Origin of the sequence: Parabacteroides bouchesdurhonensis (assembly GCF_900186615.1) — a bacterium.
GTDB classification, from domain to species: domain Bacteria; phylum Bacteroidota; class Bacteroidia; order Bacteroidales; family Tannerellaceae; genus Parabacteroides; species Parabacteroides bouchesdurhonensis.
The window spans coordinates 1,757,857-1,773,248 of record NZ_LT896588.1; the positions used below are offsets into that span (position 1 = coordinate 1,757,857).

Annotated in this window: 14 protein-coding genes; 12 read left to right on the forward strand and 2 right to left on the reverse strand. The window is 42.3% G+C overall.

The genetic code is table 11. The annotated features are described in order from the left end of the window. Positions 1-194 precede the first annotated feature (194 nt). The 12 genes from rimP to C1721_RS07535 all read left to right on the forward strand — a co-directional run bounded on the left by rimP (position 195) and on the right by C1721_RS07535 (position 13,943). Positions 195-662 carry a ribosome assembly cofactor RimP gene (gene rimP, locus C1721_RS07480; protein WP_102407809.1) on the forward strand — a complete coding sequence of 156 codons (468 nt, stop codon included), beginning with the start codon at positions 195-197 and terminating at the stop codon, positions 660-662. Positions 663-665: 3 nt separating this feature from the next. Then, a complete protein-coding gene (gene nusA, locus C1721_RS07485; protein WP_102407810.1) occupies positions 666-1,934 on the forward strand; it encodes a transcription termination factor NusA in 1,269 nt (422 codons plus the stop codon). Positions 1,935-1,954: 20 nt separating this feature from the next. Further along, complete coding sequence (gene infB / locus C1721_RS07490) at positions 1,955-4,864, forward strand: translation initiation factor IF-2 (protein WP_102407811.1); 2,910 nt, start codon at positions 1,955-1,957, stop codon at positions 4,862-4,864. A gap of 2 nt (positions 4,865-4,866) precedes the next feature. After that, complete coding sequence (locus C1721_RS07495; protein WP_102407812.1) at positions 4,867-5,358, forward strand: CvpA family protein; 492 nt, start codon at positions 4,867-4,869, stop codon at positions 5,356-5,358. Between the two features lie 30 nt (positions 5,359-5,388). Then, positions 5,389-6,834 (forward strand): Fe-S cluster assembly protein SufB, encoded by a 1,446-nt coding sequence (gene sufB / locus C1721_RS07500; protein ID WP_102407813.1) that lies wholly within the window; start codon positions 5,389-5,391, stop codon positions 6,832-6,834. Positions 6,835-6,863: 29 nt separating this feature from the next. After that, positions 6,864-7,619: a Fe-S cluster assembly ATPase SufC gene (gene sufC / locus C1721_RS07505; RefSeq protein ID WP_102409316.1), complete on the forward strand. Its 756-nt coding sequence runs from the start codon at positions 6,864-6,866 to the stop codon at positions 7,617-7,619. Then, a complete protein-coding gene (gene sufD / locus C1721_RS07510; RefSeq protein WP_102407814.1) occupies positions 7,612-8,961 on the forward strand; it encodes a Fe-S cluster assembly protein SufD in 1,350 nt (449 codons plus the stop codon). The genes sufC and sufD overlap by 8 nt, the downstream gene beginning before the upstream one ends. 168 nt (positions 8,962-9,129) lie before the next feature. Further along, positions 9,130-9,963, forward strand: coding sequence for a GNAT family N-acetyltransferase (locus C1721_RS07515; protein WP_102407815.1), 834 nt, complete (start codon positions 9,130-9,132; stop codon positions 9,961-9,963). Between the two features lie 201 nt (positions 9,964-10,164). Continuing rightward, entirely contained in the window at positions 10,165-10,488 is a 324-nt protein-coding gene (locus C1721_RS07520) for a DUF5684 domain-containing protein (RefSeq protein ID WP_102407816.1), read from the forward strand. A gap of 136 nt (positions 10,489-10,624) precedes the next feature. Continuing rightward, the gene (locus tag C1721_RS07525) at positions 10,625-11,839 is read left to right on the forward strand and encodes an aminotransferase class V-fold PLP-dependent enzyme (RefSeq protein WP_102407817.1); all 1,215 of its coding nucleotides are present in this window, start codon (positions 10,625-10,627) and stop codon (positions 11,837-11,839) included. A gap of 28 nt (positions 11,840-11,867) precedes the next feature. Beyond that, the gene (locus tag C1721_RS07530; RefSeq protein ID WP_102407818.1) at positions 11,868-13,316 is read left to right on the forward strand and encodes a PA14 domain-containing metallophosphoesterase; all 1,449 of its coding nucleotides are present in this window, start codon (positions 11,868-11,870) and stop codon (positions 13,314-13,316) included. Positions 13,317-13,343: 27 nt separating this feature from the next. Further along, positions 13,344-13,943 carry a ribonuclease HII gene (locus C1721_RS07535; protein ID WP_102407819.1) on the forward strand — a complete coding sequence of 200 codons (600 nt, stop codon included), beginning with the start codon at positions 13,344-13,346 and terminating at the stop codon, positions 13,941-13,943. 7 nt (positions 13,944-13,950) lie between these two features. Here C1721_RS07535 and C1721_RS07540 read toward each other — a convergent pair whose 3' ends face one another. Both C1721_RS07540 and C1721_RS07545 read right to left on the reverse strand, forming a co-directional pair. Then, entirely contained in the window at positions 13,951-14,376 is a 426-nt protein-coding gene (locus C1721_RS07540) for a SufE family protein (protein ID WP_102409318.1), read from the reverse strand. A gap of 13 nt (positions 14,377-14,389) precedes the next feature. Continuing rightward, a complete protein-coding gene (locus tag C1721_RS07545; protein WP_102407820.1) occupies positions 14,390-15,391 on the reverse strand; it encodes a M20 family metallopeptidase in 1,002 nt (333 codons plus the stop codon). Position 15,392: the final 1 nt, after the last annotated feature.

A 15,392-nucleotide genomic window follows, 5' to 3' on the forward strand; every position in this document is an offset into this window, starting at 1 on the left:
CAAGCTGATGGAACAAGTGTTTCATGCTGGTGGAACAAAAAACAGAATATGAGAACACGATTTAAAGTGGAAATATAATGAAAAAAACATACGATTCTTTGTAAAGTCGCTGACAATTTGTATATTTGCAAGCGATTAAGCGAAGATGAGGAGGGGGCGGGCAGTCCCCTCCTTTTGTTCTCAACTGTTTGTATATGATTGAAAAGAACGTAGTAATCCGGTTGGTAGAGGAAAAATTAGCCACTTCCGACAATTTTTTAGTAGACGTAGTGATTAAACCTGGAAACCTTATTATTGTCGAGATTGATAATGATGAGGCTGTTTGCATTGATGATTGCGCAGAATTGAGCCGGTATCTGGAAGAACATCTGGATCGAGATGTGGAAGATTACGAACTTGAAGTTGGATCGGCAGGTATTACTTCTCCGTTTAAAGTACTTCGACAATATACCAAAAATGTAGGCAACGAAGTTGAAATGTTGCTGAAGAACGGAACGAAGCAAACCGGCGTGCTGAAATCGGCAGACGAGAATGGTGTGGTAATTACGGTGGAAAAACAGATAAAACCGGAAGGAGCTAAACGTAAAGTGACAGTCCCGGAAGATCAACCGTATACATTTGATGAAATAAAATATACAAAATACTTAATAAGATTCAAGTAAATTATGGCCAGAAAAGAGGAAACAATCAGTATGATTGACACCCTTGCGGAGTTCAAGGAGTTAAAGAATATAGATAAGGAAACAATGATTAGCGTGCTGGAAGATTCATTCCGGAACGTTATTGCGAAAATGTTTGGTACAGATGAGAATTATGATGTAATTATCAACCCGGAAAAAGGGGATTTTGAAATCTGGAGAAACCGTACGGTGGTAGCCGATGACGAATTGGAAGATCCGAATCTGCAACTTACTTTGACCGAGGCCCGTAAGATTGACGCTGATTGTGAAGTGGGTGAAGAAGTAACCGATGAGGTACATTTCGCGGACTTTGGCCGTCGCGCTATCTTGAACCTGCGCCAGACACTTGCTTCTAAAATACTTGAACTGCAAAAAGACAGCCTGTTCGCAAAATATAAAGATAGAATCGGAACAATTATTGCGGCTGATGTATATCAGGTATGGAAGAAAGAAATCTTATTGCTTGATGACGAAGGAAATGAGTTGCTGCTTCCGAAATCAGAACAAATTCCTACCGATTTTTATCGTAAGGGAGAAACCGTACGTGCTATCGTGCAACGGGTAGATAATTTTAATAATAATCCGAAGATTATCCTTTCCCGTACGGATAAAATATTCCTGCAACGTTTGTTTGAACTGGAAGTTCCCGAAATTAACGACGGCTTGATTACCATAAAGGCAATCGCCCGTATACCGGGAGAAAGAGCGAAAGTGGCCGTAGAATCGTATGACGACCGTATTGACCCGGTTGGCGCTTGCGTAGGAATGAAAGGTTCCCGTATACACGGAATAGTACGTGAGCTGAGAAACGAAAATATAGATGTAATAAATTATACATCAAATGTTTCGTTGTTTATACAACGTGCTTTAAGTCCGGCTAAGATTTCATCTATACGCGTGAACGAAGAAGAAAAAAAGGCAGAGGTCTATCTTCGTCCCGAAGAAGTTTCATTGGCAATCGGTAAAGGCGGTTTGAATATTAAACTTGCCAGTATGCTTACAGAGTATACGATTGATGTATTCCGCGATATAGAAGGAACTGATGAGGAGGATATTTATCTGGATGAATTTGCAGATGAAATAGATGGCTGGGTAATCGATGCGCTTAAGAATATTGGTTGCTATACGGCGAAAGGTGTTCTTGCGATGAATCGCGATGAAATTATTGAACGTGCCGACCTTGAAGAACAAACAGTCGACGAGGTACTTGCTATCTTATCTGCCGAATTTGAAGATGAAGAAGTCAATGAATAAGTATTACGACAAAGTTAGATATGCCTATAAAATTAATTCAAGTACAGAGAAAATTGAATGTGGGAATCAACACAGTTGTTGAGTTCCTGCGCCGAAAAGGATTCTCGGTTGAGGATAATCCCAATACGAGGATCAGTGATGAACAATATGCTTTGCTCGTAAAAGAGTTTGGAAAAGACCTGCCGGAGAAGGGACATGAACAGACCACTGTGGCAGAACATGTTAATAAAGAAACCCCTTCTGTGAAAGAAGAAAAAGCTTCGGAGATTAAAACTGAAGTCCCGAAAGATTTGATTCCTAAATTCGTTACAAAAGGAAGGATAGAATTGGATGGACCACATAAAAAGAACCAGGAAGAAGAGGAAGAAACTGTAGTTAAGGAAGAGCCGGTTGTTAAGCAAGAACAACCCGAACCAGTAGCTCCGGTTGTAGAACCTGCTCCTGTTGTGGTGGAAAAACCTGAACCTGCTCCTGTTAAACAGGATATAAAAGTAGAGGAGAAAAAAGTAGTAAAGAATATAGTTGTGGAAAAAGAAAAAGCCGAAGAGAAGCAGCCCGAGGTTGAAGTTGGTGCTGAAAACGTAAATTCAGATCATGAAGTCGAAAGTATAGACGACACTATTGCCTCTGGTGATGATTCCAGTGAGGCTGTTTTCCGACTGAATACTCCGAAGTTTGAATCGAAGATTAAGGTTACAGGCAAGATTGACTTGAACGCACTGAACCAATCTACCCGTCCGAAGAAGAAAACGAAGGAGGAAAAGAAGAAAGAACGCGACGAAAAGCAGAAATTTACAGGAAATAAACCAAATAATCCGAATGGTCCGTTTAAACCGAAGGATGGAACTGCTAAACCGGGCGCTCCTGTAAAACAAGGAGAAGAAGGGGATGCTAAGAAAAAACGCAAGCGTATCAAGAAAGACCGTGTGGATGTAAATAATACACCGGGTACTAATTTCACTCGTCCGCAACGTGACGACCGTAAGCCGCGTTTGAAGAAACCGGTGAAAGCGGAGGTTAGCGAGGAAGATGTACAGAAACAGATTAAAGAAACGCTGGCCCGTTTAACAAACAAAGGCAATAAGAATAACAAAGGCGCTAAATACCGTCGTGATAAACGTGAAGCCATACAAAAGCGTGAACACGAACAGCAGGAACGGGAGGAACAAGAAAGCAAGACCCTGAAACTGACTGAATTCGTTACGGCAAATGACTTGGCTAATATGATGGATGTTCCGGTAACTCAGGTTATCGCAACTTGTATGAGTATCGGAATCATGGTTTCAATTAATCAACGTTTGGATGCTGAGACAATCAATATTGTTGTTGAAGAATTTGGTTTCAAGACCGAATATGTGAGTGCTGAGGTGGTAGAAGCCATTAATGCGGATGATGAAGAAGACAATGAAGATGACTGGGTTGCCCGTCCGCCTATTGTAACGGTGATGGGACACGTTGACCACGGTAAAACATCTTTGTTGGATAATATTCGTAATGCGAACGTTATTGCCGGTGAGGCCGGAGGTATTACGCAGCATATCGGCGCATACAATGTGAAACTGCCCAGCGGTCGTCGTATTACATTCCTGGATACTCCCGGTCACGAAGCATTTACTGCTATGCGTGCACGTGGTGCGAAGGTGACGGATATTGCTATTATTATTGTTGCAGCTGACGATAGTGTGATGCCGCAGACAATTGAAGCTATCAATCACGCTTCTGCGGCAGGTGTTCCTATTGTATTTGCAATCAATAAAATTGATAAGCCGCATGCAAATCCGGAAAAGATCAAGGAAGAACTGGCTAATATGAATTATCTGGTTGAAGACTGGGGAGGTAAATACCAAAGTCAGGAAATTTCAGCCAAGAAAGGCATTGGCGTAAAGGAATTGCTTGAGAAGGTATTGCTTGAAGCAGACCTGTTGGATTTGAAGGCTAATCCGAATAAGCGTGCAACCGGTTCTATTATTGAATCTTCTTTGGATAAAGGACGCGGATATGTTTCTACCATATTGGTGGAAAACGGTACTCTTAAGATGAGTGATATTGTTTTGGCCGGTACGCATTACGGACGTATCAAGGCTATGTTCAACGAGCGTAACCAGCGAGTGGAAAAAGCGGGACCTTCTGAACCGGTAATGATTCTGGGTCTGAATGGCGCTCCTCAGGCTGGTGATACATTTAATGTATTGGAAACAGAACAGGAAGCCCGTGAAATTGCTACCCGCCGCGAACAATTGCAGCGCGAGTTAGGTTTGCGTACGCAGAAGATGCTGACGCTGGATGATATAGGTCGCCGTATTGCCGTTGGTAACTTCCAGGAACTGAATGTGATCGTGAAAGGTGATGTGGATGGTTCTGTTGAGGCTTTGTCTGATTCATTGATTCGTTTGTCTACCGAAGAAATCCAAGTGAATGTGATCCATAAAGCGGTAGGACAAATCTCAGAATCGGATGTCGTTCTGGCGGCTGCATCCAACGCGATTATTATTGGATTCCAGGTTCGCCCGTCACTTCCCGCACGTAGGAATGCTGAAAAAGAAGGTGTTGAAATTCGTTTGTATTCTATCATTTATGATGCGATAGAAGAGGTGAAGGATGCGATGGAAGGTATGCTTTCACCGGAAATCAAAGAAGAAATAACAGCTAACGTGGAAGTTCAGCAGGTATTCAAGATTTCCAAAGTGGGAACAATTGCCGGATGTATCGTGAAGGAAGGTAAGATCAAGCGTACAAATAAAGTACGTGTGATTCGTGATGGTATCGTAATCCACAGCGGTGAACTTGGTTCTTTGAAACGTTTCAAAGACGATGTGAAAGAAGTTGTTTCCGGACAAGACTGCGGTTTGAATATCAACAACTTTAATGATATTCAGGTTGGTGATATCATCGAAGCATACGAAGAAACGGAAATAAAGAAAACGTTATAACTATGAACTGGTTAGACATTACATTGCTATGTCTGGCAGGGATAGGATTTGTAAAGGGCCTGTTTGATGGAGTCATCAAACAGGTTGTTTCGCTTATAGCCCTTGTTGTTGCTATCTTTTTTTGTGGAAAAGCGGCAGCCTGGCTCAAAGGATATATTATTGCTACAGGATGGTTTCCGGCAGAAGGAGTAACGGTTCTAAGTTATATAGCAGGATTCCTTTTGATCGTAGGCGTTTTCTTACTGGCGGGTGAAGTGGTGCACCGTATTGTTGGAGCTACCCCGTTGAGTATATTGAATCATATAGCCGGCGGATTGTTTGGGTTGGTAGTAGTCATGATATTTACAAGTTTATTACTTAATATATTGGAATTTATAGATCGTGGTTCCGTGTTGATACCACGGGAGGCGAAAATAGAATCCCGTTTTTATTATTCAGTGAAGCAAGTAGTACCAACAATCTTCCCCAGTAATTTGTTTACATTGGGAGAATAGTTGGTTCGATATAATATATAATGTGTGTATATGCAGGATTCAAATAATATAATAAATGAGGTAACAGCCGGCGATTATAAGTACGGCTTTGTTACGGATATAGATACAGATGTAATCCATCGTGGACTGGATGAAGAAACAGTCCGCATTATATCTGCGAAAAAGAATGAACCGGAATGGATGTTGGATTTTCGTTTGAAGGCTTACCGCCATTGGTTGACTTTGGAGATGCCGAAATGGCCTCACCTTACTATTCCTACAATCGATTATCAGGATATTATTTATTATGCCGCTCCTAAGAAAAAGGAAGGACCTAAAAGTCTGGATGAAGTAGACCCTGAGTTATTGAAGACTTTCGATAAATTAGGAATACCTCTGGAAGAACAGAAGCATTTGAGCGGTATGGCTGTAGATGCGGTAATGGATAGTGTTTCGGTGAAAACGACATTTAAAGAGACATTGGCCGAAAAAGGGATTATCTTTTGTTCATTCAGTGAAGCTGTGCAACATCATCCGGATTTGGTGCAGGAATATTTAGGAAGTGTGGTAAGTTATCGTGATAACTTCTTTGCCGCTTTGAACTCTGCGGTATTTTCCGACGGTTCGTTTGTATATATTCCGAAAGGAGTACGTTGCCCGATGGAGTTAAGTACTTATTTCCGAATCAATGCGGCTAATACAGGACAGTTTGAACGTACGCTTATTGTTGCGGATGATGAGGCCTACGTAAGCTATCTGGAAGGTTGTACGGCTCCGATGCGTGATGAAAATCAGTTGCATGCCGCTATTGTGGAAATCATAGCCAAAGAGCATGCGGAGGTGAAGTATTCTACCGTACAGAACTGGTATCCGGGAGATAAGGATGGTAAAGGCGGTATTTATAATTTTGTAACAAAGAGAGGCTTGTGCAAGGGTGAAGGCAGCAAGATTTCATGGACGCAGGTGGAAACCGGTTCTGCCATTACCTGGAAGTACCCGAGTTGTATTTTGGCCGGCGATAATTCGGTAGGCGAATTTTATTCTGTTGCCGTTACAAATAACTATCAGCAGGCAGATACAGGTACAAAGATGATCCATTTGGGTAAGAATACGAAAAGTACCATTGTCTCGAAAGGTATTTCCGCCGGACATAGCCAGAATAGTTACCGTGGTCTTGTGAAAGTTTCCCCCCGTGCGGAAGGAGCTCGTAACCATAGTCAGTGTGACAGTTTGCTGCTTAGTTCTACGTGTGGTGCGCATACATTTCCTTATGCCGATATTCAGAATGAAACAGCAGTAGTGGAGCATGAAGCAACTACCAGCAAGATTAGTGAGGAACAATTATTTTATTGTCAGCAACGCGGTATTTCTGTAGAAGAAGCTGTAGGGCTGATTGTTAACGGATATGCCCGTGAAGTAATGAACAAACTCCCGATGGAGTTTGCTGTGGAAGCACAGAAATTGCTTACAATTTCACTTGAAGGAAGTGTGGGATGATTTTGTTTTAATTTTGAATTATGAAACCTATGTTAGAGATAAAGAATTTACATGCCAATGTAAATGGCAAAGAAATATTAAAAGGCATTAATCTGTCGGTAAAGGCCGGTGAAGTACATGCTATTATGGGTCCGAATGGATCTGGTAAGAGCACATTAAGCAGTGTATTGGTTGGTAATCCCGCTTTTGAAGTTACCGAAGGCGAAGTAACATTTGACGGAAAGAACTTGCTTGATCTTTCTCCCGAAGATCGTAGCCGCGAAGGTATCTTCTTAAGTTTCCAGTATCCGGTAGAGATTCCGGGTGTAAGCATGGTGAATTTCATGCGTGCCGCACTGAACGAACATCGTAAATATAAAGGTCTTCCTCCTGTATCGGCAACCGACTTTTTAAAGCTGATGCGTGAAAAGCGCGCGATTGTGGAATTGGATAATAAGCTGGCTAGCCGTAGTGTGAACGAAGGCTTTTCCGGCGGAGAAAAAAAACGTAATGAGATATTCCAGATGGCGATGCTGGAACCGAAACTGGCAATTCTGGATGAAACAGACTCTGGTTTGGATATAGACGCTCTCCGTATCGTTGCCAGTGGAGTGAATAAATTGAAAACGCCTGAAAATGCGGCTATCGTAATTACTCATTATCAGCGTCTGCTGGATTATATCAAACCGGATGTTGTTCATGTGCTTTATAAAGGGCGTATCGTTAAAACTGCCGGACCTGAATTAGCTCTTGAACTGGAAGAAAAAGGATACGACTGGATTAAGAAAGAGATGGGAGATGAATAATATGAGGGCAGAACAACAATATATCGATCTTTTCGCGCAATGCGAAGACCTGATACGGCGTCATGCTTCGGAGGTGATGAATGCTCCCCGAACACAAGCGCTGGCCGATTTCGAGCGATTGGGTTTTCCTTCCGTGAAGAGTGAAGATTATAAATATACAGATGTTGCCGGGGCTTTTGCTCCGGATTATGGGCTGAATATTAACCGCCTGGATATTCCGGTAAATCCTTATGACGTATTTCGTTGTGATGTGCCTAATCTGAGTACATCCCTCTATTTTGTGGTAAATGATTCTTTCTATAGTAAAGACTTGCCAAAGGCGCATTTACCGGAAGGCGTATATGTAGGAGGCTTGAATGCCTTTACGGAACAATACCCCGACGTTGCGGCGCGTTATTACGGTAAAGCTGCATTCGGCAGAGACGGCATTGTTGCTCTGAATACGATGTTGGCGCAAGATGGCTTTGTTATCTATGTGCCCAAGAATGTGGTCGTAGAGCGCCCTATCCAATTGGTAAATATATTCCGTAGTGATGTGGATACAATGGCAAACCGCCGTGTTTTAGTTATTATGGAACCTCATTCGGAAGCAAAATTATTGGTGTGCGACCATAGTATTGATGACGTAAAGTTCCTGGCTACGCAAGTTGTCGAAATCTTTGCGGAAGAAGGTTCTTGTTTTGGTTATTATGATTTGGAGGAAAGCAGCGATTCTACAACGCGTTTTTCGTCAGTTCATGTAAAGCAAGCTGCTTCTTCTAATGTCCTTATAAATGGTATTACGTTAACGAACGGCCTTACCCGTAATAATTATTATATTGAACTGGAAGGCGAATATGCCGATACTGTACTTTGCGGGATGTCTGTTCTGGATAAACAGCAGCAGGTGGATACCTACTCCCATATTACACATGCAGCTCCCAACTGTACCAGCAATGAGTTATTCAAGAATGTACTGAACGACCGTGCCGTCGGAGCTTTCAGCGGACGTATTTTAGTGAAAGAAGGGGCACAAAAGACAGCTGCTTATCAAACGAACCGTAATCTGTGTGCTACGCGTGAAGCCCGCATGTATAGTAAACCCCAATTGGAGATTTATGCGGATGACGTTAAATGTTCTCATGGCATGACGACGGGGCAATTGGATGAAAATGCTTTGTTTTATATGCAAAGTCGCGGAATTCCCCGTGATGAAGCCCGTATGTTGCTTAGTGTTGCCTTTACTGCGGATGTTATTGAACACGTACGTTTGGAGGCTTTGAAAGATCGTCTGCATAAGTTGGTAGAGAAACGTTTCCGCGGTGAGTTGGCTAAATGTGCGGATTGTCGTATTTGTAAGTAAAGATCACCTTTCTGTAAGGTTTTGATTATAGATTATTACAAGGAGCGTATTACAAGGATGCTATATATTCATTTCCTTTTAATACGCTTCTTTTCATTTCTTTTTCATCGGAATATTGCGAAGTAGTGGATATTTCCGTATGTTTGTATATATCAATACTCTGAAATTATGCAGCTTACCCATATTGCTCTCTGGACAAATGATCTGGAACATTTACGTGATTTCTACGTTAAATATTTTGATGGTATAAGTAATGAGAAGTATGTGAATCCGAAGAAAGGGTTTGCTTCTTACTTTGTCTCCTTCGAGAGCGGGCCTTCGCTTGAAATAATGCAACGGCAGGATGTTACCGAAATTTATGGTCGTGAACATATCGGTTTGGCACACATGGCATTCCATGCCGCTACAAGGGAAATAGTCAATCAAAAGATTGAACAGTTCCGTACGGATGGATATACTATTGCAGGAGAACCTCGTGTTTCGGGAGATGGCTATTATGAAGGCGTGGTATTAGACCCCGACGGCAATCGGATAGAAATTGTGGCCTACGGGGAAGTAGAGATAACCAGGGCATTGTTCTTTCCGTATGATTTATTATTGTTGGCCGATCCGGATAAAGAAAAGGTCGATGCTTATTTGCTGGCTTCCGATTGTTTTGTTGCAACGGCCGGTCAGAATATAGTAGGGGTTATTGTTGTTCAGAAACAAGGAAAAGAAGTGGCGGAAATAAAAAATCTGGCTGTATCGGAAACTTATCAACGGCGGGGCATTGCCCGGAAGCTCCTGCGTTATGTTTCGGATAAATGGGCTCCGGCAAATGGAGTAAAACGACTAAAGATTTGTACGGGCACTTCTGCTGTTGCCCCATTAATGCTTTATCAACAGGAAGGATTTGACCTGATGGCTATAGACCGTGATTATTTCGTACGTGAATATAACGAACCCATCTGGGAGAATGATATACAATGCCGGCATCAGTTGATACTGGAAAAGATATTGTGATTTCTATTGACAAAAATTAATTAAGTCATGAAGAAAAAATATTTTCCTCCAAATAACATGACTTATAAGGATATTGAAGGAAAATATATGAATAATATGTATTTTTTTTAAAATGAAACTAATTTATGATAACAACTGAATAATAAAAAGGTTTATCTTTGTCGTGAAAATAAACTATAAATTAACTAAATTGATTAGAAAATGATTGCGTCTATTATTCAGTTGCTTCTAAGTCTCTTGGTAATTGTGAGCCTTTGGAAGATTTTTGAGAAATTCGGAGAAGCTGGCTGGGCTAGTATTATTCCTATTTACAATTTGTATGTTTTGATTCGTATTGTAGGTTGGAAACCAATTAAAATCTTATTGTTTTTAATTCCTCTCTATAATATCTATCTGGCTTATGTATTGTATAGGGATTTGGCTGCTAAGTATGGTAAAGATTCTGTAGGATTTGTTTTAGGAATCCTTTTCTTGCCGTTTATTTTCCTTCCTATCCTGGCATTTGAGTCTGAACCGGTTGCTTAAAAAGAGATATACGGATAAGAAAAAGGCTTCCCGATGGTTACAGGGAAGCCTTTTTTCATGGGATCAATTTTTTTAGTATCTTTTTTGAATAAACTTAGTATCTTTGGCTAGTGTTATTAAGACAAAAAAGAATGCTATGTTAGATGTACAAGCAATAAGAGCTGATTTTCCAATACTGGAACATAAGATATACGATAAACCCCTTATTTATTTTGATAACGGAGCAACTACGCAGAAACCCCGTTGCGTTGTAGAGAAAATAGAGAATGGCTATTATAATGTGAATGCCAATATCCATCGGGGTGTTCACTTTTTGAGTCAGGCTGCAACGGAAGCGCACGAAGAAGCCCGTAAAACCATCCAGCAGTTCCTGAATGCCCGTTCATCTAATGAAATTGTGTTTACACGCGGTACAACAGAAGCTATCAATTTAGTTGCGTCTAGCTTTACCGACGAATGTATGTCTGCCGGAGACGAGGTAATCGTATCCGTTATGGAGCATCATTCAAACATCGTGCCCTGGCAGATACAAGCGGCCCGTAAAGGTATTACTCTGAAAGTAATTCCGATGAACGAAAAGGGAGAACTGAATTTGGATGAATACCGTAAATTGTTCTCCGAACGTACAAAGCTGGTTTCTGTTACACACGTATCGAATGTGTTGGGAACGGTTAATCCGGTTGCTGAAATTATAGAAGAAGCTCACCGGCATGGTGTTCCGGTGTTGATAGACGGGGCTCAGTCTGTTCCCCATATGAGTGTGGATGTACAGGCTTTGGACCCTGAATTCTATGTTTTTTCCGGCCACAAAGTGTATGGCCCGACCGGAATCGGTGTTCTTTACGGAAAAGAAGAATGGTTGGAAAAACTCCCTCCGTATCAAGGTGGCGGGGAAATGATTGCTTCCGTTTCTTTTGAAAAGACAACGTTCAATGAACTGCCTTTCAAGTTTGAGGCCGGTACACCCGATTATATCGGAAGTACGGCATTGGCAGAGGCTTTGCGTTATGTCAGTCGTATAGGAATGGACAATATTGCCGCTTACGAAAAAGAGTTGTTAGACTATGCAACCGATAAATTGAATACTATTGAAGGTATGCGTATTTTCGGACAAGCTGCCGACAAAGGTGCTGTCCTTTCTTTCCTTGTAGGTAATATTCACCATTATGATATGGGTATGCTATTGGATCGTCTCGGTATTGCCGTACGTACCGGACATCACTGTGCCCAACCGTTGATGCAAGCCCTTGGCATTGAGGGTACGGTTCGTGCTTCCTTTTCTTTTTATAATACGAAAGAAGAGATTGACACATTCATTGCCGGTATAGAGCGCGTACGGAAAATGTTCTGATTTCTAACTATAAATAAATTTAAATGCCATGAAAAAGATCTTTTTGCTTGCAGTCGTTTTACTGCTTAGCGTTCCGGTAATCTTACCGGCACGTGAAAAACTGTCTTTTAAAGACGGAAAGTTTAAAATTGTTCAGTTTACAGATATGCATTGGGACAATAAATCCCCGAACTGTGCACAAACTACAGCAACAATACAAGCCGTGTTGAAGGCTGAACAGCCGGATATTGCTCTTCTTACGGGCGATGTGGTTACTGCTTCTCCCGGAGTGGAAGGCTGGAAGGCTGTTATCCGTATTTTTGAAGATGCTGAAATGCCCTTTGCCGTTATGATGGGAAACCATGATGCGGAAATTTTGCCTAAGGAGGATATTTATAATATGCTTCTGCAATCTCCTTATTATATCGGTGAAAAAGGTCCGGATAATATCAAAGGGGCTGGAAACTGTATCTTGCCTGTTTACGGATCAAAGGATAAACAGCAAATCTCTACATTGCTATATTGCCTGGATTCCAATGACTATCCTACTTTGAAGGAATATGGCGCTTACGACTGGGTACATTTTGATGAAATAGCCTGGTATCGTGACCAAAGTACGAAATATACGCAAAACAACGGAGGCAAACCTATTCCGGCTCTGGCCTTCTTCCACATTCCTTTGCTTGAGTATAATCAGGTTTGGGGTGCCAGTACGACATTGGGAGTTATGAATGATGGAGCAGTGGCTTCGCCGGCTATCAATACCGGTTTGTTTGCTTCATTTATCGAAATGGGGGATGTAATGGGAGCTTTTACCGGTCACGACCATGATAATGATTTTATCGGTATAGATTTCGGCATTGCTCTTGCATACGGACGTGTAACCGGTGCGGATGCTTATGGTGATCTGGTCAGAGGCGGACGAGTTATTGAATTGACCGAAGGCGAGAGGGCATTTGATTCCTGGATTCGTACCCCTTCCGGTAAAGAATATACTTATTACTATCCGTCCGGACTGACGTCCAAAGATGAAGAAACCATGACGTATCTGCCTGCTAAGAATGTGAAGCCTAAGAAACAGGGTGTAGCTTATTCATACTACGAAGGAAAATTCAAACATACCGATCAGATAGCATCTGCAACCAAACTGAAAGACGGCACAATGAAGAATTTCTCTATTGCCGAAGCTCCTGTAGAAGATTATTTCGCTTATGATTTCCGTACGTTGATAAAGATTCCCGAAGATGGAGTGTATCGTTTTTATACATTCTCGGATGATGGTTCAAAACTCTTGATAGACGGACAAGTGGTGGTGGATAACGATGGTTCGCATAGTGCTCGTCAGGCAAAGGGAACAGTGGCCTTAAAGGCGGGTTTCCACGAATTAAAGATACTTTATTTTGAGAGTTATATGGGCGAAATGCTGGAAGTTGGTATTTCCAGCCGTCATATTAAGGAATCGGTTATACCGGATGATATGCTTTATCTTCCGGAATAAAAACAAATAGAACGGAGAAGCGGATTTATGTTGTTACCTTATATGGAACCCGGTCGTGTGGAGGCTGGCTGCGATGAAGCCGGTCGTGGATGTTTAGCCGGTGCGGTGTTTGCTGCTGCGGTTATTTTGCCTCCGGATTTTCAGAATGAAGATTTGAACGATAGTAAGCAACTGAGTGAAAAGAAACGCTATGCCCTCCGTCCTGTTATTGAGCAGGAGGCGCTGGCGTGGGCTGTTGGTATCGTGTCGCCGGAAGAAATAGACCGGATTAACATATTGAATGCTTCTTTTTTGGCAATGCACCGGGCTGTAGAGCAACTTGCTATTCAGCCCCAGCATTTGCTGATAGATGGCAACCGCTTTAATCCTTATCCCGATATACCGCATACAACGGTTATAAAAGGAGACGGGAAATTTATGAGCATTGCGGCTGCTTCCATTCTGGCTAAGACGTATCGTGATGATTACATGAATCGCCTGGCAGAAGAATACCCCGATTATCACTGGATGGAAAACAAAGGTTATCCCACCCGTGCCCATCGGATAGCGATTCGCCAAAAGGGGATTACGCCTTACCATCGTAAGACATTTACATTGTTGCCCGAACAGCTGGAGTTTCCCTTCTGATTCTTTTTTAGTTCATTTCTTTCGTACGGAAAGCCAATGCGTACATGCGCATCTGTTTAACCATTGCAACAAGACCATTGGAGCGGGTGGGTGAAAGGTGCTCTTTCAGCCCGATCTTCTCGATGAAATAAAGGTCGGCATCTAGAATTTCCTGAGGCGTGTGACCGGAAAGGATATTGATGAGCAAAGAAACAATTCCTTTTACTATAACGGCATCGCTTTCGCCTTGAAAGATCAGTTTGCCTTTCACGTAATCAGCTTGCAGCCATACACGGCTTTGGCAGCCTTCAATCAGGTTGCTTTCGGTTTTATACTTTTCGTCCAAAGGGGGGAGGGAGTTACCGAGGTCTATCAGTAACGCATACTTATCCATCCAGTCGTCGAAGGCTGAAAACTCTTCGATTACCTGATCTTGAAGTTCATTTATTGTCATTGTCTTCTGTTTTTTATCTATTGTATACAACTTCGAGTACTGTCTGACCCACAGCTTTCAATACGTTTTTGTCTATATTGCTCATGTTGTCTTTTTGCGTATGCCAATGCTCCCGGAAGCCTTGATTGGATTGCGGATCATAGTTAATGATATCCAGGCAGGGAATGCCGGTTTCTTCAATTACCGCTTCATGGTCGTCGGTTACTCCGCCGCCATTTGCATTGATAAAGTATTTGCCATAACCAAGATCGCGGGCAGTGCTCCATATTTCGTCCACATAGCGGGCGGCATACTTCATGGAGATATATTCCTTATAAAATACGGCATCTTTGGCCCCAACCATGTCAAGCAAGATTCCGAACTCAGCCTTATAGTTCGGCTTGTGCGGGTTCTTACCCCAAAAGCGGCTGCCCAGACACCAGGTGTCACTGCTGTCGCTGTATTTCTCTTTTGCAAATTCGGGTGTCCCGTAGTCTTCCGCATCAAAAAAAATGATATCTATACCTATTTCCGGTGCTTTCATTCCAAACTGACGGGCCATCTCCAACAGAGCGCCTACACCGCTGGCTCCGTCGTCTGCTCCGTCTAGTGGTTTGCGATAGTTAGCCGGGTCTGGGTCATGGTCTGAATAAGGACGCGAATCCCAGTGGGCACAGAGCAAAATGCGTTTCTTACTGTCCGGATTATACGAACCTATGATGTTCCGTGCTTCCAGCCTGGTGTTGTCGTAAGCGGTAAGTAATACTTCCTGTTCGTATACTTTTGCTCCGAAGCGTTTCAATGCGGATACCAGATAATCTCCGCAAGCTTTATGCGCTTTCGTATTCGGAACACGTGGCCCGAATTCTACTTGTTTTGCTACATATGTATACGCGCTGTCAGCGTTAAATTCAGGGGTTGTCACAGAAGAAGCAACAGCTTTTTTTATTTCAGATGAGGCTGTTGATTCTCCCGCTCCTTTCTGTCCGCAGGAGAGCATCGAGATACCTACTAAAGTAAGAACTACTTTTGTCATG